Source organism: Citrobacter sedlakii (assembly GCF_018128425.1).
In the GTDB taxonomy this organism is placed as follows: domain Bacteria; phylum Pseudomonadota; class Gammaproteobacteria; order Enterobacterales; family Enterobacteriaceae; genus Citrobacter_A; species Citrobacter_A sedlakii.
In genome coordinates this window covers 371839-394820 of sequence record NZ_CP071070.1, presented here as the reverse complement: position 1 = coordinate 394820, position 22982 = coordinate 371839, and the positions used below count along the sequence as shown (strand labels likewise).

General features: G+C 53.8%; 18 protein-coding genes. 11 read left to right on the top strand and 7 right to left on the bottom strand.

Annotation, left to right across the window (positions count from 1 at the left end; translation table 11 throughout):
- Positions 1–2: 2 nt before the first annotated feature.
- Together malQ and malP are read right to left on the bottom strand one after the other, a co-directional pair.
- Entirely contained in the window at positions 3–2087 is a 2085-nt protein-coding gene (malQ, locus tag JY391_RS01820) for a 4-alpha-glucanotransferase (RefSeq protein ID WP_211935145.1), read from the bottom strand.
- Between the two features lie 9 nt (positions 2088–2096).
- Complete coding sequence (malP, locus tag JY391_RS01815) at positions 2097–4490, bottom strand: maltodextrin phosphorylase (RefSeq protein ID WP_211935144.1); 2394 nt, start codon at positions 4488–4490, stop codon at positions 2097–2099.
- A 386-nt stretch (positions 4491–4876) separates the two neighbouring features.
- Between malP and JY391_RS01810 the strand changes: the two genes are divergently transcribed.
- The 4 genes from JY391_RS01810 (at position 4877) to malT (ending at position 9764) form a co-directional block, all read left to right on the top strand.
- Positions 4877–5356 carry an Hcp family type VI secretion system effector gene (locus tag JY391_RS01810; protein ID WP_042286423.1) on the top strand — a complete coding sequence of 160 codons (480 nt, stop codon included), beginning with the start codon at positions 4877–4879 and terminating at the stop codon, positions 5354–5356.
- 28 nt (positions 5357–5384) lie between these two features.
- Entirely contained in the window at positions 5385–6245 is an 861-nt protein-coding gene (locus tag JY391_RS01805) for a hypothetical protein (RefSeq protein ID WP_211935143.1), read from the top strand.
- Positions 6246–6277: 32 nt separating this feature from the next.
- Positions 6278–6685 carry a DUF1240 domain-containing protein gene (locus JY391_RS01800; protein ID WP_211935142.1) on the top strand — a complete coding sequence of 136 codons (408 nt, stop codon included), beginning with the start codon at positions 6278–6280 and terminating at the stop codon, positions 6683–6685.
- 373 nt (positions 6686–7058) lie between these two features.
- Positions 7059–9764, top strand: a complete 2706-nt coding sequence (gene malT, locus JY391_RS01795) for an HTH-type transcriptional regulator MalT (RefSeq protein ID WP_060571170.1) — start codon at positions 7059–7061, stop codon at positions 9762–9764.
- Between the two features lie 27 nt (positions 9765–9791).
- Here malT and JY391_RS01790 read toward each other — a convergent pair whose 3' ends face one another.
- The gene (locus tag JY391_RS01790; RefSeq protein WP_211935141.1) at positions 9792–10700 is read right to left on the bottom strand and encodes a LysR family transcriptional regulator; all 909 of its coding nucleotides are present in this window, start codon (positions 10698–10700) and stop codon (positions 9792–9794) included.
- Between the two features lie 416 nt (positions 10701–11116).
- Here JY391_RS01790 and JY391_RS01785 point away from each other — a divergent pair, with 416 nt between their 5' ends.
- The 6 genes from JY391_RS01785 (at position 11117) to JY391_RS01760 (ending at position 16676) form a co-directional block, all read left to right on the top strand.
- A complete protein-coding gene (locus JY391_RS01785) occupies positions 11117–12421 on the top strand; it encodes a CitMHS family transporter (RefSeq protein WP_181822417.1) in 1305 nt (434 codons plus the stop codon).
- Between the two features lie 34 nt (positions 12422–12455).
- Positions 12456–13796: an acyclic terpene utilization AtuA family protein gene (locus tag JY391_RS01780; protein ID WP_211935140.1), complete on the top strand. Its 1341-nt coding sequence runs from the start codon at positions 12456–12458 to the stop codon at positions 13794–13796.
- Complete coding sequence (locus JY391_RS01775; protein ID WP_211935139.1) at positions 13796–14095, top strand: AtuA-related protein; 300 nt, start codon at positions 13796–13798, stop codon at positions 14093–14095. Before JY391_RS01780 ends, JY391_RS01775 begins: the two co-directional genes overlap by 1 nt.
- A gap of 90 nt (positions 14096–14185) precedes the next feature.
- Positions 14186–14842 (top strand): acetate CoA-transferase subunit alpha, encoded by a 657-nt coding sequence (gene atoD, locus JY391_RS01770; protein WP_181822414.1) that lies wholly within the window; start codon positions 14186–14188, stop codon positions 14840–14842.
- A complete protein-coding gene (locus tag JY391_RS01765; protein WP_181823228.1) occupies positions 14842–15501 on the top strand; it encodes a 3-oxoacid CoA-transferase subunit B in 660 nt (219 codons plus the stop codon). The genes atoD and JY391_RS01765 overlap by 1 nt, the downstream gene beginning before the upstream one ends.
- Entirely contained in the window at positions 15498–16676 is a 1179-nt protein-coding gene (locus JY391_RS01760; protein ID WP_211935138.1) for an acetyl-CoA C-acetyltransferase, read from the top strand. The genes JY391_RS01765 and JY391_RS01760 overlap by 4 nt, the downstream gene beginning before the upstream one ends.
- A gap of 46 nt (positions 16677–16722) precedes the next feature.
- On the opposite strand, the gene JY391_RS01755 is transcribed toward JY391_RS01760, so the two are convergent.
- From JY391_RS01755 to glpE, 3 genes are all read right to left on the bottom strand, one after another.
- Entirely contained in the window at positions 16723–17481 is a 759-nt protein-coding gene (locus JY391_RS01755; protein WP_042286437.1) for a DeoR/GlpR family transcriptional regulator, read from the bottom strand.
- A gap of 15 nt (positions 17482–17496) precedes the next feature.
- Entirely contained in the window at positions 17497–18327 is an 831-nt protein-coding gene (gene glpG, locus JY391_RS01750) for a rhomboid family intramembrane serine protease GlpG (RefSeq protein WP_042286439.1), read from the bottom strand.
- A gap of 74 nt (positions 18328–18401) precedes the next feature.
- On the bottom strand, positions 18402–18728 hold the full coding sequence (gene glpE / locus JY391_RS01745) for a thiosulfate sulfurtransferase GlpE (RefSeq protein WP_042286441.1): 327 nt from the start codon (positions 18726–18728) through the stop codon (positions 18402–18404).
- Between the two features lie 207 nt (positions 18729–18935).
- On the opposite strand from glpE, the gene glpD reads away from it, so the two are divergent.
- Positions 18936–20444, top strand: coding sequence for a glycerol-3-phosphate dehydrogenase (gene glpD, locus JY391_RS01740; protein WP_211935137.1), 1509 nt, complete (start codon positions 18936–18938; stop codon positions 20442–20444).
- 89 nt (positions 20445–20533) lie between these two features.
- Here glpD and glgP read toward each other — a convergent pair whose 3' ends face one another.
- On the bottom strand, positions 20534–22981 hold the full coding sequence (gene glgP / locus JY391_RS01735; protein WP_042286448.1) for a glycogen phosphorylase: 2448 nt from the start codon (positions 22979–22981) through the stop codon (positions 20534–20536).
- Position 22982: the final 1 nt, after the last annotated feature.

Below are 22982 nucleotides of genomic sequence, written 5' to 3'. Positions count from 1 at the left end.
TTTTACCTCTTCTTCGTGGCCGCGCGTCGCCGCTTGTCCAGATCCTTAATCAGTTTATTCACCTTTTCATCCGCAAACATCGCTTCAAGCGTGGCGGACAGCTTACGACGCCAGTTTTTGTACTGATAGCTGGTGCCCGGAATGTTCACCGGTTCCGCCATATCCAGCCAGTCTTCCGGCTGTAAACCCAACAGGGCGCTGTTACTGTCGGCGATATATCGCTGCATGCCGCGATTCAGCGTTGGCGTCATCGCCATCAGCGAAGCCTTATGCCCGGCGCGTTTAGGCAGACAGCCATACTTGTGCAGAGCGTCCAGCAGCCCCTGCTTCGCCAGCTCGCGGTCCTGATACAGGCCGCGCAGCACGACGTCGTCAGGATACAGCCCCAGCGTTTTACCAAGCGTCAGGTCTCCGCTTTCCCAGTAGCCTCGCAGCGTAGGAAGGTCATGCGTCGTCGCGACAGCCATTGATTGTTCCGGATACGCTTTCGGCGCACGGTAGGTCTTCTCATGATCGTTCTCGAAGTAGAGGACTTTGTACGAGTACACGCCGCTGTCACGCAGCTTGCCGACAATCTCCACCGGCACCGTACCCAGATCTTCCCCAATCACCATGCACTGATGCCGGTGGCTTTCAAGCGCCAGAATCGACAGCAGATCGTCGACCGGATAATGAACATACGCGCCGTGGTCGGCAGTTTCACCATACGGGATCCACCACAGACGCAGCATCGACATCACGTGGTCGATACGCAGCGCGCCACAGTTCTGCATATTGGCGCGCAGCAGCTCAATAAATGGTTCGTAAGCGCGCGCCGCCATAATATGCGGATCCATTGGCGGCAGCCCCCAGTTTTGCCCAAGCGGACCGAGAATATCCGGCGGCGCGCCAACCGACGCTTTCAGGCAATACAGCTCGCGGTCGCACCAGGTTTCCGCCCCGCCTTCCGCCACGCCTACCGCCAGATCACGGTACAGGCCGACCGGCATGCTATAGCCCTGGCTGGTTTCCCAGCACGCCGCAAACTGGGTGTACGCCAGCCACTGTAGCCAGAGATAAAAATCCACTTCGTCACGGTGTTCGTCACAAAAGGCTTTGACCGCCGGTGAGTCCACCGACTGATACGCCTGCGGCCAGACCGGCCACCCCCAGCGCAGTTCGTCTTCTTTCACCTGTGCGGCATGCAACGCATCAAACGCCGCCTGCCAGTAGAGGCTTTCACCTTCCTGCGCCACAAAATGGCGGAACGCCGCCATCTGCTCATCATCACGCACGGCAAAGCGTTTCCACGCCATGCGCAGAGCCGCCAATTTAAGCGCGGTGACGGTCGAATAATCGACCCATTCGGCCTCCCGCGCCTGCTTCAACGTTTGCTGCGTGGTTGGCATTTGCCACCATGCCTGCGCCTCTTCACTCAGACGGAAATCGTCGACCGCATTCACGTCAATATAAATCACGTTCAACCAACGGCGTGACGATGGGCTATAAGGGCTGGCGCTTTCAGGGTTGGCAGGATAAAGCGCGTGAATCGGATTTAATCCAATAAACGCCCCGCCGCGTTTGGCGACGTCAACCAGCATGGCTTTCAGATCGCCGAAATCGCCAATTCCCCAGTTGTTGTCTGAGCGCAGCGTATAAAGCTGCACGCACGCGCCCCACAATTTTTTACCGTCCAGTAATGCCTGCGGTTCATAACAGCGCTTCGGCGCGACGATGATCCGGCAATGGCTGCGCTGCTCCCCTTGCGTCAGCGTCAGCGAGTGATAACCGGGCGGCAGCTTCGCCGGCAGGGTGAACGCTTTGCCGCCTGTCGCATGGCCTTTGAACGGCTCGCCCTGTTCGGTCGTCAACAGCCAGCTAAACTCGCCTTTGCCTTCGACGGTGAGCGACATTTTTTTGCCCGCGGTAAACACCCTGACGCCCGGCACAGGCGTCGTCGCCTTCCCGGCGTCGGGGATACGGTGCATTGCGTCCAGCAAACGCCGCTTGGTTTCGGCGCCAATTGACTGCGGTTTGCCGTGGGCATTGATGTAATGGGGGCTGATCCCCGCCGCCAGCGCGGCATTATCAAGACGTTTGCTCTCCATCGCGCTCCCTTAGCGTTTGGCCTGCCAGATACGGGTCTGATAATCACGGATAGAACGATCCGAGCTGAACATGCCGCAGCGCGCAGAGTTCAGGATCGCCGCGCGAGTCCAGCCCTCCGGGTCACGGTACAGCACATCCACCTGCTTCTGCGCCTCTACGTAAGCGGCGAAATCGGCCATCACCAGATACGGGTCGCCGCCCTGCTTGCCGATGCTGTGCAGCATCGGATCGAAAGCGTGTTTGTCGCCGTCGCTGTACTTACCGCTTTCCAGCTCTTTCAGCACCGCATCCAGCAGCTTATCTTTCTTACGCCACTTCACCGGGTCGTAGCCTTTCGCCTTCAGGGCTTTCACTTCTTCCACGGTATGGCCAAAAATAAAGATGTTTTCATCACCAACTTTCTCGGCGATTTCGACATTCGCCCCGTCCAGCGTACCGACCGTCAGCGCGCCGTTCAGCGCCAGCTTCATATTGCCGGTTCCGGAGGCTTCTTTACCCGCCGTGGAGATTTGCTCCGAGATATCCGCCGCCGGGATCAGCATTTCCGCCGCCGACACGCAGTAGTCCGGCAGGAACACCACTTTCAGCTTATCGCCGACCTTCGGATCGTTGTTGATGGTGTCCGCCACTTTATTAATAGCGAAGATGATATTTTTCGCCAGGTAGTAGCCCGGCGCCGCCTTCGCGCCAAACAGGAATACGCGCGGCACACGGTCAGTCTGGGGGTTTTCGCGGATCTCTTTATACAGCGCCACAATATGCAGCAGGTTCAGATGCTGGCGTTTGTACTCATGCAGGCGCTTAATCTGAATGTCAAAAATCGCCTGCGGGTTAATCGCAATACCGGTACGCGCTTTTACAAACTCGGCCAGACGTACTTTGTTAGCCTGTTTGATGTCGCGCCAGGTCTGACGGAATTTCGCGTCGTCAGCGTACTTCTCAAGGTTGATCAACTGATCGAGATCGTTGGCCCACTCTTTTTTCAGCGTCTTATCCAACAGCGCCGCCAACTGCGGGTTGCACTGTTTGATCCAGCGGCGCGGGGTAATGCCGTTGGTGACATTGTGGAATTTGTTCGGCCACAGCTGGTGGTATTCGGGGAACAGATCTTTCACCACCAGATCGGAGTGCAGTGCCGCCACGCCGTTAACCGCAAAGCCGCTGACCACGCACAGGTTCGCCATGCGCACCTGTTTGTCATGCACCACCGCCAGCTTCGCCCAGACCTGCTTGTCGCCAGGCCAGGTTTTATCGACCAGCGTTTTAAAGCGGGTGTTAATCTCTTTAATAATCTGCATATGACGCGGCAGCAGCGCTTTTACCAGCTTCTCATCCCAACACTCCAGCGCTTCCGGCATCAGGGTGTGGTTGGTGTAGGCGAAGGTGCGGCTGGTGATCGCCCAGGCGTCATCCCAGCTCATCTGATGTTCGTCAATCAGCACACGCAGCAGTTCCGGGATCGCAATGGTCGGATGGGTGTCGTTCAGTTGAATGACTTCGTAATCCGCCAGCTCGTGCAGCTTACGCCCCGCCAGATGATGGCGACGCAGAATGTCGGCCACCGAGCAGGCGCACTGGAAATATTGCTGCATCAGGCGCAGCTTTTTGCCTGCGGTATGGTTGTCGTTCGGGTAGAGCACTTTGGTCAGTTTGTCAGCATCGATGCCCTGTTGCTCGGCACGCAGGAAATCGCCGTCGTTAAATTTGGTCAGGTTAAACGGATGCGCATGGGTGGCTTGCCACAGACGCAGCGGTTGCGCTACGCCGTTACGGTAACCCAGCACCGGCAGATCCCACGCCTGCCCGGTGATCGTAAAGCCAGGCTCCCAGCGCCCTTCCTTCGTTACTTTCCCGCCGATCCCCACCTGCACGTCAAGCGCTTCATTATGGCGGAACCACGGGTAGCTACCGCGATGCCAGTCGTCCGGCGCTTCCATTTGCTTACCGTCGGCAAACGACTGGCGGAACAGCCCGTACTGGTAGTTGAGGCCATAGCCGGTCGCAGACTGTCCGACGGTCGCCATGGAATCAAGGAAGCAGGCCGCCAGACGGCCCAGCCCCCCGTTGCCCAGCGCCGGGTCAATCTCTTCTTCCAGCAGGTCAGTGAGGTGAACGCCGTGTGCTTTCAGCGTCTCGCTCACCCCTTCATACCAGCCCAAATTCAACAGGTTATTACCGGTCAGGCGTCCAATCAGAAACTCCATTGAAATGTAGTTCACATGGCGCTGGTTTTTCACCGGCTTCGCCACAGGTTGGGCGCTGAGTAATTCCGCCAGCGCGCCGCTGACCGCCTGCCACCACTGGCGGGACGTCATCTCGTGAGCTGACAGTAAACCGAAACGCTGCCACTGACGCGTCAGGGCAGCCTGAAATTGCTCTTGATTGAAGGTAGGCTGTGACATAGGAATTCCGGGTCCTTTGGTAATAAAACAACGTTATCGCTAGTTTGCCTGGCTCATTGTTGACCTTCCTCATCCCACCCGGGATTAGACAGGGAGGAGTAGTGGGGATGAGCGCAAAAATGTGATCGAGGCCACTTTCGCGCATCCTTCCCTGCGGTTCAGCTTACCGTCACTTGCTTATTTTAACCCAAATTTGGTCTGGCCAGACCAACATCCGTGAATGGGGATGAATCGCCTGTCCGGTATATATGAGAATGTGTTACGACGTCTTTTATTATTACTGGAATGCAATAATAAAAATAGTTGAATTACCGATATAACACGCGCACACTTAAATAACTTTATTTCAATATATTATTTACACAAATATTTTATAAGGAAATAATATGGCTCATTTATCCTGGCTTACGCTAAAGGGAGAGTTACAGGGTGATATCTCGGCCCGGTGCGGCTCACGGAATTCGATTGGTAATAAATCTCAGGCCAGTCATATTGATCAGATAATGATTTACGCACTTGAGCATGAAACATCCCGCCAGCAAAATGTTTGCCATCATGAATTGCAAATCATCAAGCCCGTTGACCGTTCGTCGCCGTTACTCAACAAAGCTATAAATGATAACGAAACACTTGAGTGTGAGATCCATCTCTATCGGGTTAATCCGGAAGGGCATCAAGAGATTTATTATAAAATAAAGTTATTCAAAGCGCATATTTCTAGCATCAAAATGATAGTACCACATAATATTATTGAAAATGGTAACGAAGCACAGGAACGCGTTTGTTTTACGTATGAATCCATCAGTTGGGAACACTGTATAGCGAGCACCAGCGCTTTCAGTTTCTGGAACGACCGTCTTTTCTGAATCTGGACAGCTTATATAAGGGAATAGTATGCGTCACCGACCCTCTTCGTTATACAACACCGATCATTACAGGGAAGATCCACTACGCGATTCATCAGACTTCCGCTGGCATTCAATGAATCCTGCGCTGCGTGATATGGCTTTTATGGATGGTTCATTTATTACCCAACATCATCACATTCTCCTGCTGACCCTGGAAGAAGCGCAGCAAGTTATCGACGATTTGATGGGTGGCGTCGATCGTTTTTTTTCATATCGGGCAGGGCCTGGCAATATAAAGGATGGGCTGGATGCCTTTCGCAGTCTGTCAAAGCTCACCACCTGGTACAACCCTGCTAAGGAGTTGATGTTTAACTTTGATGTTTTGAAAATCAAAGCCATTGAATACAAAGTGGGCGGTAAAATCTATATAAAAATTACCGGATACCCCGGCTTACGGCGCATACTTACCGGTACTCGCTACGGCGCTAATCACCCCCAAATACTGGAAATGGCCATCGGTAAACGGGGGCTTTACCACAACATCCGCAACGGAGTCAGATATTGCATCTATTTTTCGCTGGCCTGGCGAGCTATCGAGCTCATTTTTAAGTCTGACTATAACCTGACTGATTTTCTGGTCGATATCACAATGGATATGGCAAAAGCTGTGGTTTCGGGAGTTTTGATTGGGTTAGTCGCAGGTATTTTGGCGTTGTTGAGTTTACCTATAATTGTTACAACCGGCTTTATAATTGCCATAGGCATAGGTCTCAATATTGGATTAAACATACTTGATGACAAGTTAGGGCTATCAAACGAGTTAAAGGGAAAGGTTCGGGATTATACGCTTCATCATATAAAAAGTTGTAATTACGAATTCCCCTCCCCTGACTCCCACTTATATTGAGGATGCTTATGCATAATTTATGGTTACGAATCATGGTCATTATTTTTATGATTTTCTGCATTATTTTTATAGATTTTTTATTATTTGGTTTAGTAATGACAGATTTTTTATCTTTAATTAAAGCAGGGGATATTATATCTTACAACAAAACATGTATACTTATTGGCGCGACTCCTTTAGTCATATATGTTGCATTAGCTATGATTCGTATTTTATTTAGTCAAGACGTAAAGTACAAAGCACTTCCCGACCCTTATGAAAAATGGGTGCTTCTTACCATTACCTTTTCTTTTATCCTTGGTCTCATTGCTGATTGCATTATCCCTTTTTTATTCATGGCGTTGTCTTACCATTCCTGCCCTCAGGACACGCTTCGCGATTATCATGTAACCGATATCGCGCTCTGCAAAACGCTCGTCGATAATCGTAGTTTCTGGTGATGATCCTTAAACAACGTCTGTTGCCAGGAAAATACTGCTGCTATTTCAAACCGTTTTCTGCTGCTTCGCCGCAGGGCATTTTCAATAATAATTTATCACCGTAAGTTACAATTAACGCGGTCACTTTCATGAATGCAAGTCCTTGCAAACTGTAATTATTCTTCAGCAAGAGTAAAAAAACCAACGTCATGCCGGGCAAACCAGACCCGACGCGGATTAGGCTTCAGAAAAATTTGTGATGCAGTGCAAATTAAGGCAGTCCATTACCGGACATAACTTGCAAAAGTTTCTAATCTGGCCGACCTTATAACCATTAATTACGAAGCGCAAAAAAAATCGCAGTTCCCCCCTTTTCCACAGTGAAGTGTTAACTATGTTGATTCCGTCTAAACTAAGTCGTCCGGTTCGTCTCGACCATACGGTGGTTCGCGAGCGCCTGTTGGCTAAACTTTCCGGCGCGAACAATTACAGGCTCGCCCTGATCACAAGTCCTGCGGGATATGGGAAAACCACGCTCGTTTCACAATGGGCCGCAGGCAAAACCGATCTCGGCTGGTATTCGCTGGATGAAGGTGACAACCAGCAGGAACGGTTTGCCAGCTATCTGATTGCGGCAATTCAACAGGCCACCAACGGACACTGCGCCACCAGTGAAGTGATGGTGCAAAAACGCCAGTACGTCAGTCTGACCTCGCTGTTTGCGCAGCTGTTTATTGAACTGGCCGAATGGCATCGCCCGCTGTACCTGGTTATCGACGACTACCACCTGATCACCAATCCGGTGATTCACGAATCCATGCGCTTCTTCCTGCGCCATCAGCCGGAAAATCTTACCCTGGTGGTGCTGTCGCGTAATTTACCGCAGTTAGGCATTGCCAATCTGCGCGTACGCGATCAGCTTCTGGAGATCGGCAGCCAGCAGTTGGCCTTTAATCATCAGGAAGCGAAGCAGTTTTTCGATCGCCGTTTATCCTCCCCCATTGAAGCGGCTGAAAGTAGCCGGATGTGCGACGACGTTGCCGGTTGGGCGACAGCCCTGCAGCTGATCGCCCTTTCTGCACGGCAAAATAATAACTCAGCCCACCAGTCCGCACGCCGACTGGCAGGAATCAACGCCAGCCATCTCTCAGATTATCTGGTTGATGAAGTGCTCGACAGCGTCGACGTCAGCACCCGTCATTTCCTGCTGAAAAGCGCCATTCTGCGATCAATGAACGATGCGCTGATCGTCCGGGTGACCGGTGAAGAAAACGGTCAAATGCGCCTGGAGGAGATTGAGCGTCAGGGTTTATTCCTGCAACGAATGGATGACACCGGCGAATGGTTCAGCTACCACCCACTGTTTGGTAGCTTCCTGCGCCAGCGCTGCCAGTGGGAACTGGCGACAGAACTGCCGGAGATTCACCGCGCCGCCGCCGAAAGCTGGATGGCGCAGGGCTTCCCGAGCGAAGCTATCCACCACGCGCTGGCGGCAGGTGACGCGCATATGCTGCGCGATATCTTGTTGAATCACGCCTGGGGTCTGTTCAACCACAGCGAACTGGCGCTGCTGGAAGAGTCACTCAAAGCGCTGCCGTGGGAAAGTTTGCTGGAAAACCCGCGTCTGGTGCTGCTCCAGGCCTGGCTGATGCAGAGCCAGCACCGCTACAGCGAAGTGAATACTCTGCTGGCGCGCGCCGAACAAGAGATCAAAGGCGTGATGGACAGCACCCTGCATGCCGAATTTAACGCGCTGCGGGCGCAGGTGGCGATCAACGACGGCAACCCTGACGAAGCGGAGCGCCTGGCGAAACTGGCGCTGGACGAACTGCCCATTGCCTGGTTCTATAGCCGCATTGTCGCCACCTCGGTGCACGGCGAAGTGTTGCACTGTAAAGGCGACCTCTCCCGCTCGTTGGCGCTGATGCAGCAGACCGAGCAGATGGCGCGTCAACATGACGTCTGGCACTACGCGCTGTGGAGTCTGATCCAGCAAAGCGAAATCTTGTTTGCCCAGGGCTTTTTGCAGGCCGCCTGGGAAACACAGGAAAAAGCGTTCCAGTTGATCAAAGATCAGCATCTGGAACAGTTGCCGATGCACGAGTTCCTGGTACGCATCCGCGCGCAGTTACTGTGGGCGTGGGCGCGTCTGGACGAAGCGGAAGCCTCTGCCCGCAGCGGCATTGAAGTGCTTTCCACCTTCCAGCCCCAACAGCAGCTCCAGTGTCTGGCCCTGCTGATCCAGTGCTCGCTGGCGCGCGGCGATCTGGATAATGCCCGCAGCCATCTTAACCGTCTGGAAAACCTGCTCGGCAACGGTCACTACCATAGCGACTGGATCTCCAACGCCGACAAAGTACGGGTAATCTACTGGCAGATGACCGGCGATAAAAAGTCCGCCGCTAACTGGTTGCGCCACACACCGAAACCGGAATTTGCCAATAACCATTTCCTGCAGGGCCAGTGGCGCAACATTGCCCGCGCGCAGATCCTGCTGGGGGAATTCGAACCCGCGGAAATCGTGCTTGAAGAACTGAATGAGAACGCGCGCAGCCTACGGCTGATGAGCGATCTCAACCGTAACCTGCTGCTCCTGAACCAGCTTTACTGGCAGGCCGGGCGGAAAAACGACGCCCAGCGCGTGCTGCTCGACGCCTTACAGCTTGCCAACCGCACCGGTTTTATCAGCCATTTTGTGATTGAAGGCGAAGCGATGGCGCAGCAGTTACGCCAGTTGATCCAACTGAATACCTTGCCGGAGCTGGACCAGCATCGCGCCCAGCGGATCTTGCGCGAAATTAACCAGCATCACCGCCACAAGTTTGCCCACTTCGACGAAGGCTTTGTCGAGCGTCTGCTGAACCATCCGGAAGTGCCGGAGCTGATCCGCACCAGCCCGCTGACCCAACGTGAATGGCAGGTGCTGGGGCTGATTTACTCCGGGTACAGCAACGAGCAGATCGCCGGCGAGCTGGCCGTCGCCGCGACCACCATCAAAACCCACATCCGCAACCTGTATCAGAAACTTGGCGTGGCGCACCGTCAGGACGCGGTACAGCATGCGCAGCAGTTGCTGAAAATGATGGGTTATGGGGTGTAGCGCGCCGGTCTTTCGCGGGCGTTAACATCATATATGTTCTGACGCGAATTGGTGCGCCTGGCAGGTAATGAATTCCGCAAACGACGCGACGCCAGGCGCGAGATGTCGCCCCTTCGGCGTCACCAGATAGATCGCCCGCTCCAGCGCCAAATCTTCAAATGGTAAAATCACGATATCTTTATGGTTGAACTGGAACAGGGTTAATCCGGTTGTAATGCTGACCCCGTAGTTGGCGGCAATCAGGCCCATCATCGTAGTTAGCTGCCGCACTTCCAGTTGATAATTAAAGCTCATGGACAGATTTTCGCAGAGCTTATCGGTGTACTGCCGAATACTGGTGCCGACACTGAAACCAATAAAGGGATAATCGCAAACCTGACTGAGCGATACCGAAGATTGTTGTGCCAGAGGATGTTCGCGATGACAGAGCAGATAAAATTTATCCGAGAACAATAACGTTGAATCGAACGTGGTCAACGAGGGTTGCCCGGCGGTTAATGCCATGTCCGCCTGACCATCAAGTAATGCCTTCAGACAGCGATCCCACTGGGTGTCGATCAATTTCACATTACTTTGCGGCACCCTCTTAGTGTATTTCACCAGTATTTCAGGTAGCCATTCCACCGCCAGCGAAGGCAACACCGCGAGGGTGATATCGTTATTATTACCTGCTACCCGGTCTTTGATTTCGCCCACGGCATCATCATGGCTCTGCACAATCTTGCGCGCCAGATCGAGAAAATGAATGCCATCCGCATTCAGCAACACACGCCGCGTATCCCTGTCGAATAGCCGGTAGCCAATCTCCTCTTCCAGTGATGCAATCAGAGTACTAAACGCGGGCTGAGAAAGGTTAAACCGCCGGGCCGCCTGAGTAAAACTATCAGCCTCGCTTAATATTAAAAAGGCCCTGAGTTGCTTAATCGAAAAATTCATTTCCTACTCCTGCCATCGAAATCATTAATTATTTTATCGGTTTTTAAAATGAATAAAAGGCAGTTAATTTCTTTTTATGACCCACCCCACATTAACCGCATTCCATTTCCGATGCACTACCCTGCCGCCACAAAAGTCATTTAAGCAAAACATACATAACAGACAGAGCAACCCTATGTTTACAAGGTCATTTTTATATTTAAGCAAATTAGCTATAGGGTTATTTTCATTTCAAATAGTCGCATTAAGACTTACAACAAATGACTCCATTGGATTTACAAATTAGTACCAACCGGCGCACTGTGATAAAAATTAATGCACTGCTAAAACATATATCCCCTGGGCATAATTAACATTGCATTTACTTTCATACTTTAGAAGCAGATAAATTTAATAAAAATATTAAGGAGAAACTCATGCTGGCGCTAATAGGTGTGCTTACCATAGCCACCTTATTATTTTTTATCATGTCTAAAAGGATGTCACCTCTGGTTGCCCTGATCGTTATTCCGGTGATTGGCGCGCTGGCTGCAGGTTGCGGAACAGATACCGCAAAATATGTGGTCGAAGGCATCACAAAACTGGCTCCGATGGCGGCGATGTTTGTCTTTGCGATCGCTTTTTTTGGCGTCGTGACGGATGCCGGGATGTTTGACCCTATCGTACGCGGTATATTGCGATTCGTCGGGACCAACCCGGTTAAAATCATCATCGGCACGGGCCTTCTGGCGCTCATCGCCCATCTTGACGGTAATGGCGCCGTGACCTTCTTAATCACCGTCCCCACCATGCTGCCGCTGTTCAATCGGCTCGGTATGGACAAACGGATCTTGCTTGGGATTGTTGCGCTCAGCGCCGGGGTCAACTTTTTACCCTGGACCGGGCCGATGATTCGCGCCTCTGCTGCATTGAACGTCACCACCCATGACCTCTTTATTCCGTTAATTCCAGCACAGCTCGCGGGCCTGACCTTTATGGTCATCATGGGCTGGTTCTGGGGTAAACGCGAAGAGAAACGCCTTGGCGCGGCCCACTTTGCTGCGGCCGCAGGCGATTTTTCGCATCATAAAGAACTGACCGAGCAGGAAAAAGTCCTGCGTCGTCCGCATCTTTTCTGGGTGAATATTGCGCTGGTTATTGCCGTGATCGGCACGATGGTGTTCACCCGCATCTCCCCCACCGTTGCCTTCATGATCGCCCTGACGCTGGCATTAATGATCAACTATCCGAATGTTGAAATGCAAAAAGAACGGATCAACGCCCACGCAAAAGCAGCGCTGATGATGGCCAGTATCCTGTTCGCGGCGGGGGCATTTACCGGAATCATGGGTGGTGCTGGCATGCTGAAAGCCATGTCCCATGCGGCGGTAGAGTTTATGCCTGAGGCACTGGCATCCCATATTCCGTTCATCGTCGGACTGATCTCGATGCCGCTGTCGTTGATTTTCGATCCAGACTCTTACTACTTCGGCATTATGCCTGTCGTCGCGCATACCGTGGATATTATGGGTATCCCTGCCATTCAGGTAGCTCAGGCATCAGTGCTCGGTCAGATGACCACCGGCTTCCCGGTCAGTCCACTGACTCCCGCGACCTTCCTGTTGGTCAGTCTTGCCGGTGTCGACCTCGCGGATCATCAAAAATTCTCCATCCCGGTCCTGTGGGCTGCCAGCGTCATTATGACCTTTGCCGCCGCCCTCACCGGCGTCTTCCCGATTTAACAGCACATTTCTTGTTAAGAATTAAGGAAATAAAATGAAAACCATTCGAATTGGTTCCGGCGCAGGCTACGCAGGCGACCGCATTGAGCCTGCGGTTGAACTGGCCGAAAAAGGGGAACTGGATTACCTGGTGTTTGAATGTCTGGCAGAGCGCACTATCGCCATTGGACAAAAACAGAAGCAGCAGGATCCGAACAAAGGCTATAACGAACTGCTCGAAGCGCGGATGCGCGCGGTGTTACCGACCTGTCACGCCAATAGTGTGCGGATCATCTCTAACATGGGTTCAGCCAACCCGCTCGCCGCCGGAAAAGTGGTGCTGAAAATTGCCCAGGAACTGGGGTTGCATGGCCTTAAAGTCGCGGTGGTCACGGGTGATGAAGTATTGTCTCTCATACAGTCGATGGACCTGACGCTGGACGAAGCCAGTGTTCCCGTATCTCGCTTTGAAAAAACCTTACTTTCCGCAAATGCCTATTTAGGTGCGGCGGGGTTACTGGAAGCGCTTGATTCCAGGGCAGATGTGGTGATTGCCGGACGCGTCGCCGACCCGTCGCTTTTTCTTGCACCGATGATGCATGAGTTCAACTGGGCCGCTGATGACTGGCATCACCTGGGCATGGGGACCTGTATCGGCCATCTTCTGGAGTGTGCCGGGCAAATCACCGGCGGATATTACGCCGATCCGGGGGTGAAGGATGTTCCTCATCTGGCACACCTCGGTTTCCCACTGGCTGAAGTCTGTGAAGATGGCAGCGCCACCATAACCAAAGTGGCGGGCTCTGGCGGACTGATCACCGAAGACACCTGCAAAGAACAACTGCTGTACGAGATTCACCGACCGGATCGCTATCTCACCCCTGACGTAGTCGCTGACTTCAGCCATGTGCGTTTTAGCCAATGCGGCCCGGATGAGGTGCGGGTGACCGGTGCGACGGGTGCGCCGCGTACCGAAACGCTGAAGGTTTCCGTCGGTTATCAGGACGGTTTTATCGGTGAAGGCGAAATTTCCTACGCCGGTCCGGGCGCGGTAAATCGTGGGCGTCTCGCTCTCGACATCGTGCGTGAGCGCTTCGCGATTTGTCACTTTAACGCGCAGGAAATACGTTACGACCTCATTGGTGTCAATGCGTTGCATGGCGAAACGCGCGGTCAGTACAGCGCCCCCTATGAAGTTCGCGCTCGTGTTGCTGCCCGCTGCGCCACTCGCGCGCAGGCGGTTATCGTCGGCAACGAAGTGGAAACGCTTTATACCAACGGCCCTGCGGGCGGTGGTGGTGTCATGAAATCGGTAAAAGAAATACTGGCCATGGACTCTACCCTTATTCCGCGTCACTGCGTTCAACACCATGTTACCGTACTGGAGAATAAATAATGAAATTACGTGAAATAGCGCATTCCCGTACCGGAGATAAAGGAAATATTTCCAATATTTCATTAATTGCCTGGCGTCCGGAAGATTATGCCACGCTGGCAGAACAGGTCACCGCCGAAAGAGTCAAAACCTGGTTTGGCGATATCGTACAGGGCGAGGTGATTCGCTATGAATTACCGGAACTCGGCGCACTGAATTTCGTGATGCATAAAGCGCTGGGAGGTGGCGTTACTCGCTCACTGGCGCTGGATATGCACGGCAAAGGGCTGAGCTCCGCGTTGCTGGATATGCCCATTTAATTCTTTTCGGACAAGAGGATCCTCACTGTTCGGCGGGGTTTCATTACTCCGCCAGGGGATCCTTGTCCTCAAAACAGCAAGTACACCATTATGCAAAACAAAAGAATAACGGCGGATAAATTCCGCGAACTATTACATGACGGCATGAGCATTATGTTTGGCGGCTTCATGGGCGTCGGGACGCCGGAATATCTGGTAGCAGAAATTATGCGCTCCGGTGTTAAAGCGTTGACGCTCATCGGCAATGACACCGCTTTTGTCGATAAAGGCATTGGTCCGCTGATTTCTAATGGCCAGGTCAAAAAAGTGATCGCCTCTCATATTGGCACCAACCCGGAAACCGGCAAGAAGATGATTTCCGGTGAGCTCGATGTTCAGTTAGTGCCGCAAGGAACGCTCGCCGAGCAGATCCGTGCTGGCGGCGCCGGGCTGGGGGGATTCCTCACGCAAACCGGGCTGGGCACAGTGGTGGAAGAAAATAAACAAACCCTGCTGGTCAACGGTGAGAAATGGCTGCTGGAACAACCTCTGCGCGCCGACCTCGCCATTCTTCTCGCCAGTCATGCCGATGAGGCTGGCAATCTCACCTATGACCTGACCGCCCGAAACTTCAACCCGGTAATGGCGCTGGCCGCCGACGTGGTTGTGGCCGAAACCCGCAGCATCGGGGCGTTGGGAAGCATTCCTCCCGTGCACGTCATCACCCCTGGTGCGCTGGTGGATTATCTGTTCATGGAGGCCCAGTGATGAATGCAAAAGAACGTATTGCCCGCCGCGTAGCGCAGGAGTTACACGATGGCGACGTCGTCAATCTGGGCATTGGCCTGCCAACGCAGGTCGCGAACTACCTGGCCGAGGATATTCAGGTCACGTTGCAGTCAGAAAATGGTTTTCTTGGCCTCGGCCCTCTGGACGAGGTGAATGCCAGCCTTGTCAATGCAGGCGGTCAGCCTTGCGGCATGATCCCAGGTGCGGCAATGTTCGACAGTTGCTTCTCTTTCGCCCTTATTCGCGGAGGACATGTTGATGTCTGCGTGCTCGGCGGTTTGCAGGTTGATGAACGCGGAAACCTCGCCAACTGGATGGTGCCTGGCAAAATGGTGCCCGGCATGGGCGGAGCGATGGACCTCGTGGCAGGAGCGAAAAAAGTCATTATTGCGATGGAGCATTGCGCAAAAAATGGCGAACCGAAGCTGCTACATCAGTGCAGTTACCCCTTAACAGCGGTCGGCAAGGTCAGCAAAGTCATCACCGAACTCGCCGTATTCAGCTTTGTGAACGGCGAAATGATCCTTGATGAAATCAGCGACACCATCACGCTTGATGAACTTCGTGCGCGCACGGAAGCGAACTTCCGTCTTAGTGCACACCTGAAAACATTGCAGCCTGCGGGGACTCTGGCATGAACGACTCGATTGTGATTGTGAGTGCGAAACGCACCCCTATCGGTAAATTTGCTGGCAGCCTGGCTGACGTCCCGGCGGTAATGCTGGGCGCGACCTGTGTCAGGGCAAACCTGCTGGACCTTCCATCAGATATCAACATTGACGAAGTGATCCTCGGCAACGTGTTGCAGGCCGGATTAGGGCAAAACCCGGCTCACCAGGTGACACATCACGCGGGCCTGGCGGAGAGCGTTCCGTCATTCACGGTCAATAAAGTCTGCGGTTCCGGGCTAAAAACCGTTGTGCTGGGCGCGCAGTCCATTCTGAGTGGTGATAATCAGACCTGTATTGTCGGCGGGATGGAAAACATGAGCGCCGCCCCCTACCTGCTGGCCCGCGCGCGCCAGGGATACCGTATGGGCAACGGTGAGCTGACAGACGTGATGATCCACGACGGTCTCTGGTGCGCCTTCAATGATTACCACATGGGGGTCACGGCAGAAAACATTGCCAAACGCTATAATTTAAGCCGTGAAGAGCAAGACCAGGTGGCGCTGGCATCGCAGCAAAAAGCGAAAGCCGCAATCAACGCCGGTTATTTCAGACAGGAAATCGTACCGGTGGCCCTGAAGCGTAAAAAAGAGGTCTGTCTGTTTGATACCGATGAGTTTCCACGTCCGGAGACCGATGCCAGTTCGCTGGCGAAACTGCGTCCGGCCTTTACAAGTTCAGGGACAGTAACTGCAGGCAATGCCTCCGGCATCAATGATGCGGCGGCGACGCTGGTCCTGATGTCCGAACGCGCTGCGCGCGCGCATGGGATTACGCCGTTGGCGCGCCTGAAGAGCTGGGCGTCGGCTGGGGTGGATGCCAGTATAATGGGACTTGGGCCGATCCCGGCGACAAAACGGGCGCTGGAAAAAGCCAAAATGACAGTCAGCGATCTGGATTTAATCGAAGCCAACGAAGCCTTTGCCGCACAGTATCTGGCGGTTGCGCGTGAACTCGACTTTCCGGAAGAGAAAGTGAACGTCAATGGCGGTGCGATCGCGCTGGGGCATCCAATCGGCGCAAGCGGCGCACGGATTCTGGTAACGCTGGTTCACGCGTTGCAGCAGCGCAATAAAACCACCGGGCTGGCAACGCTGTGCATCGGCGGTGGTCAGGGGATCGCCGTGATTGTTGAACGGCTGTAAGCGTGTCGTCTGCATGTCCCCGACACGCCAGGGACATGCAGTACGTTTAACACAGTTCCAGTTGAATATGGTTGTCCGAAATCACCTGCATAATGCCTGCGGGCGGCAGGGTGTCGGTATAAACGGCATCCACCATACTGATGCTGCCCATATTCACCATCGCGTTACGGCCAAACTTCGAATGATCCACCACCAGCATCACATGGCGGGAATTTTCAATGATCGCACGCTTAGTGCGCACTTCGTGATAGTCGAACTCCAGCAGCGAACCGTCGCTGTCGATGCCGCTGATCCCCAGAATGCCGAAATCAAGACGGAACTGCGAAATAAAGTCGAGCGTCGCTTCACCAATAATTCCACCGTCGCGGCTGCGCAATTCGCCGCCCGCGAGGATAATGCGGAAATCGTCTTTCGCCATCAGCGTGTTCGCCACGTTCAGGTTGTTAGTCACAATACGCAAATTGCTGTGACCGAGTAGCGCGTGGGCCACGGCTTCCGGCGTGGTGCCGATGTCAATAAACAGAGTGGAACCGTTGGGGATTTGCGTGGCCACTTTGCGCGCAATGCGCTCTTTTTCCGCCGTCTGAGTGGCCTTTCGATCGTGCCACGGGGTATTCACCGAACTGGACGGCAGCGCGGCGCCGCCGTGATGACGCAGAATCATGTTTTGATCGGCCAGATCGTTGAGATCGCGGCGAATGGTTTGCGGGCTAACGGAGAAATGCTCCACCAGCTCTTCGGTACTGACGTATCCCTGTTTTTTTACCAGCTCAATGATCGCGTCATGTCGTTGTGTTTGTTTCATTGTTATTCCCTGGAATCATGTTCGTTTTCGCGCATTCAGCGTGTCAGCCAGCGCCATCGCCAGTCCGACCGCCAGCCCGGCAATGTGTGCGCCATTCGCCATCGACATGCCGAAGAAATCCAGCCAACCGGCAACAATCCAGATTAACGCGAAAATAATCAGTCCGCGTTGCAAAAAGATACCGCTTTGCGGATCGCGTTCGCCGCGCAGCCAGACGTAGCCCATCAGCGCGTAGACCACACCGGACAGGCCACCGAACCACGGACCGCTGAATTTCTGCTGTACGTAGCCGCTCAGTAGCGCGCTGATCACGGTAATGACTATCAGCTTCCCGCTGCCAAGTCGCTTCTCTACCGCGCCGCCAAGATACCACCACCACAGCAGGTTAAAGAGGATATGCATCAGTGAGAAATGCATAAAGGCATGCGTGAAGTAGCGCCAGACATCAAACTTCAGTGACGGATCGAACGGCCAGGCCAGCCATACCATTACCGTCTGATCGCCCACGATATTTTGCACGATAAATACCACAACGCAGAGCGCCATGATAAACCAGGTGACCGGTCCGGCGCGCTCGCGCAGGGTGGCGAGAAACGGGAAGCGACGGTAGTGCAGGCCGCTGCCGGTATGCCCCGACTGCCAGCTGGCCGCAAGATAGCGCGGATCGGCAGGATTCTCCAGAAAACGCGCCAGCTCTGCCTGTACCCGTTCAGCCTGGGAGTCATCCGCCAGCCAGACATCGCTTTGCTGATGTTGTTGAATGGTCAGGATAACGCCCTGCGTCGCCATATAGTCGACAAAAGCCTGGGCCACGCGGGGGTTAGCAAAAGAAGTAATCATCAACATTGTTGCTGTCGCTTATTCCACACAAAAGAGGACAGTATATAGGCCCTTCTTCCTTCAGGCTGCATTTTGTTGGCTTAACCGCCATACGCCACTTCGGCGGGAAAGTTGCGGTGCCAGGCGTCAAAGCCGCCGTCTACGCTGTAGACCGCATCATACCCTTGCTGTAACAAATATTGCGCCGCGCCTTTGCTGCTGTTGCCGTGATAGCACATCACCATGACCGCCGTGTCAAAATCATGCTCGCGCATAAACGCGCCCAGCGTGTCGTTCGTCAGATGAAACGCCTGCGGAGTATGTCCCATTGCGAAACTTTGCGGATCGCGGATATCCACCAGCACCGCCGCGCCCTGATGCAGCTTCTGGTGCGCTTCTTCTACGTTGATACATTCAAACTGATCCATACATTCTCTTCTTTATCGTACAGGTTATTGCAGGTGACGTTTTTCAGGCATGTTACCGCGTAGTGTACGACCCGGCGGCAGTGAAACGCCATAATGTTATATGTATCACTGTAAATTGTTTATTCGATGTTACCAATAGCGCGTTTCTTTGCTATTATGTTCGATAACGAACATTTATGAGCTATAACGAAAGTGCAAGAGGGCAGCATGGAAACCAAAGATCTGATTGTGATAGGGGGAGGCATTAACGGTGCCGGTATCGCGGCAGATGCCGCTGGACGCGGTTTATCCGTGCTGATGCTGGAAGCGCAGGATCTCGCGTGCGCCACCTCTTCCGCCAGTTCAAAACTCATTCATGGTGGCCTGCGCTACCTGGAACACTACGAATTCCGCCTGGTTAGCGAAGCGCTGGCCGAGCGAGAAGTGCTGCTGAAAATGGCGCCGCATATTGCCTTTCCGATGCGTTTTCGTCTGCCGCATCGCCCCCATTTACGTCCGGCATGGATGATCCGCATCGGTCTGTTTATGTACGATCACCTCGGCAAACGCACCAGCCTGCCGGGTTCGACCGGTTTGCGTTTTGGCGCAGAATCCGTTCTTAAACCGGAAATCGTGCGCGGTTTCGAATATTCTGACTGCTGGGTGGACGATGCCCGACTGGTGCTGGCGAATGCGCAGATGGTGGTGCAAAAAGGCGGTGAGGTGTTAACCCGCACCCGGGCTACCTCAGCGCGCCGCGAAAACGGTCTGTGGATTGTCGAAGCAGAAGACATTGATTCCGGCAAAAAATACACCTGGCAGGCGCGTGGTCTGGTCAACGCTACCGGTCCGTGGGTAAAAGAGTTTTTCGACGAGGGCATGCATCTGCCTTCACCGTACGGTATTCGCTTGATCAAAGGCAGCCACATCGTGGTGCCGCGCGTTCATACCCAGAAACAGGCGTACATTCTGCAAAACGAAGACAAACGCATCGTGTTTGTGATCCCGTGGATGGATGAGTTCTCGATCATCGGCACCACCGACGTTGAGTACAAAGGCGATCCGAAAGCGGTGAAAATCGATGAAAGCGAAATCAATTACCTGCTGAAGGTGTATAACGCCCACTTTAAAAAACAGCTGGGCCGCGACGATATCGTCTGGACCTATTCCGGCGTACGTCCGCTGTGCGACGATGAATCCGATTCTCCGCAGGCCATCACCCGCGACTACACGCTGGATATTCATGATGAAAATGGTAAAGCGCCGCTGCTGTCGGTGTTCGGCGGTAAGCTGACCACCTACCGTAAACTCGCCGAACACGCAATGGAAAAACTGTCGTCGTACTATCAGGGTATCGGTCCGGCGTGGACCAAAGACTGCGTGCTGCCGGGCGGTGAGATTGGCGGCGACCGTGAAGATTATGCCGCTAAATTGCGCCGCCGCTATCCGTTCCTGAGCGAATCACTGGCGCGCCATTATTCCCGTACCTACGGCAGCAACACCAGACTGTTCCTCGGCGAAGTGACGTCGCTGGCGGATCTCGGCGAAGATTTCGGTCATGAATTCTACGAGGCGGAGCTGAAGTATCTGGTGGATCATGAATGGGTGCGCCGCGCGGACGATGCACTTTGGCGCCGCACCAAAGAGGGAATGTGGCTCAACGCTGAGCAACAGTCACGCATAACCCAGTGGCTGGCGGCGTATACGGAAAAACAGGCGCTGTCGCTGGCATCGTAAAACCAGCATTGGCGGATGACGGCTGCGCCCTACCCGGCCTACAACGCGCGTTGTAGGCCGGGTAAGCGAAGCCCCCGGCGCTATGCCTGTTACAGCCGAACCGGATCGATATGCCAGATGGTATCGGCATACTCTTTGATGGTTCGGTCAGAAGAGAAATACCCCATATTCGCGATATTGAGCATCGCTTTTGCGGTCCACTCTTCTGGGCGACCATACAGCTCATCGACCTTATCCTGACAATCCACGTAGCTGCGATAGTCAGCCAGTACCTGATAGTGGTCGCCAAAGTTAATCAGCGAATCCACCAGATCACGATAGCGTCCTGGCTCGTCCGGACTGAACATCCCGCTGCCAATCTGCGTCAGCACCTGATGCAGTTCTTCATCTTTCTCGTAGTACTCGCGCGGTTTGTAGCCCTGCCTGCGCAGTTCCTCCACCTCTTCCGCGGTATTACCAAAAATAAAGATATTCTCTTCACCGACGTGCTCCTGCATCTCGACGTTCGCGCCGTCCAGCGTACCGATGGTCAGTGCGCCGTTGAGGGCGAACTTCATGTTACTGGTGCCTGACGCCTCCGTCCCTGCCAGAGAAATCTGCTCAGAGAGATCCGCCGCCGGAATAATCAACTGCGCGAGGCTGACGCTGTAGTTCGGGATAAACACTACCTTCAGCTTGTCGCCAATCTGCGGGTCGTTGTTGATCACCTTCGCCACGTCGTTGATCAGATGAATAATATGCTTCGCCATGTAGTACGCCGACGCGGCTTTACCGGCAAAAATATTCACCCGCGGCACCCACTGCGCATCCGGATCGGCCTTGATCCGGTTGTAACGGGTGATCACATGCAGCACGTTCATCAGTTGCCGCTTGTACTCGTGAATACGTTTGATCTGTACATCAAACAGCGATTTCGGGTTCACCACCACGTTCAGTTGCTGCGCGATATACACCGCCAGCCGCTTTTTATTTTCCAGCTTCGCATGACGCACCGCGTGATTCACCAGCGGAAAATCGCAGTGCTGCTCCAGTTCGCTGAGCTGGCTGAGATCGGTACGCCAGGTGCGGCCAATGTTTTCATCCAGCACCTCAGAAAGTGACGGATTCGCCAGCGCCAGCCAGCGACGCGGCGTCACGCCGTTGGTCACATTACAGAAGCGGGTCGGAAAGATAGTGGCGAAATCGGCGAACAGCGACTGCACCATCAGGTTGGAGTGCAGTTCAGACACGCCGTTCACCTTATGGCTGACGACCACAGCCAGCCACGCCATACGCACGCGGCGACCGTTGGACTCATCAATAATCGAGGCGCGTCCCAGCAGACCGGTATCGTTCGGATACTGCTCCTGCAGGGTTTTCAGGAAGTAGTCGTTTATTTCAAAGATAATCTGCAAATGGCGCGGCAGGATTTTACCAAGCATATCCACCGGCCAGGTTTCCAGCGCTTCACTCATCAGCGTGTGGTTGGTGTAAGAGAAGACCTGACAGCAGACTTCAAACGCGTCGTCCCAGCTAAACTTATGCTCGTCGATCAACAGGCGCATCAGCTCCGGGATCGACAGCACCGGATGGGTGTCGTTGAGGTGGATGGCGATTTTATCCGCCAGGTTTTTGTAGGTTTTATGCAGTTGGTAATGACGGCTGAGAATATCCTGCACCGTGGCGGAAACAAGGAAATATTCCTGCCGCAAACGCAGTTCACGCCCGGAATAGGTAGAGTCATCCGGATACAGCACGCGCGAGACGTTTTCAGAGTGATTTTTATCTTCCACCGCCGCGAAGTAGTCGCCCTGGTTGAATTTACCCAGGTTAATTTCGCTGCTGGCCTGGGCGTTCCACAGACGCAGGGTGTTGGTGGCGTCGGTGTCATAGCCGGGGATGATCTGGTCGTAAGCGACCGCCAGGATCTCCTCGGTTTCAATCCAGCGCGTTTTCTTGCCTTCCTGCTGGATACGCCCGCCGAAACGCACCTTATAGCGTGTGTTGTGGCGTTTAAATTCCCACGGGTTGCCGTATTCCAGCCAGTAGTCGGGGGACTCTTTCTGCCGTCCGTCGACGATGTTCTGCTTGAACATGCCGTAGTCATAACGAATACCGTAGCCGCGTCCCGGCAGCCCTAACGTCGCCAGCGAATCAAGGAAACAGGCCGCCAGACGCCCAAGACCGCCGTTGCCCAGCCCCGGGTCGTTTTCTTCGTCGATCAGTTCTTCGAGATCGAGCCCCATCGCCTCCAGCGCGCCTTTCACATCGTCATAAATGCCTAGCGATAACAGCGCGTTGGACAGCGTGCGGCCAATCAGAAACTCCATCGACAGATAGTAAACCTGGCGAGTTTCCTGCGACAGCTGGGCCCGGTTAGAACGCAGCCAGCGCTCCACAAGACGATCGCGCACCGCAAACAGCGTGGCGTTCAACCATTCATGCTTATTGGCAATGACCGGATCTTTACCAATCGTGAACATCAGCTTATAAGCGATAGAGTGCTTAAGCGCTTCTACGCTCAGGGTCGGCGATGCATAGGTAAATGGAGCATTCATA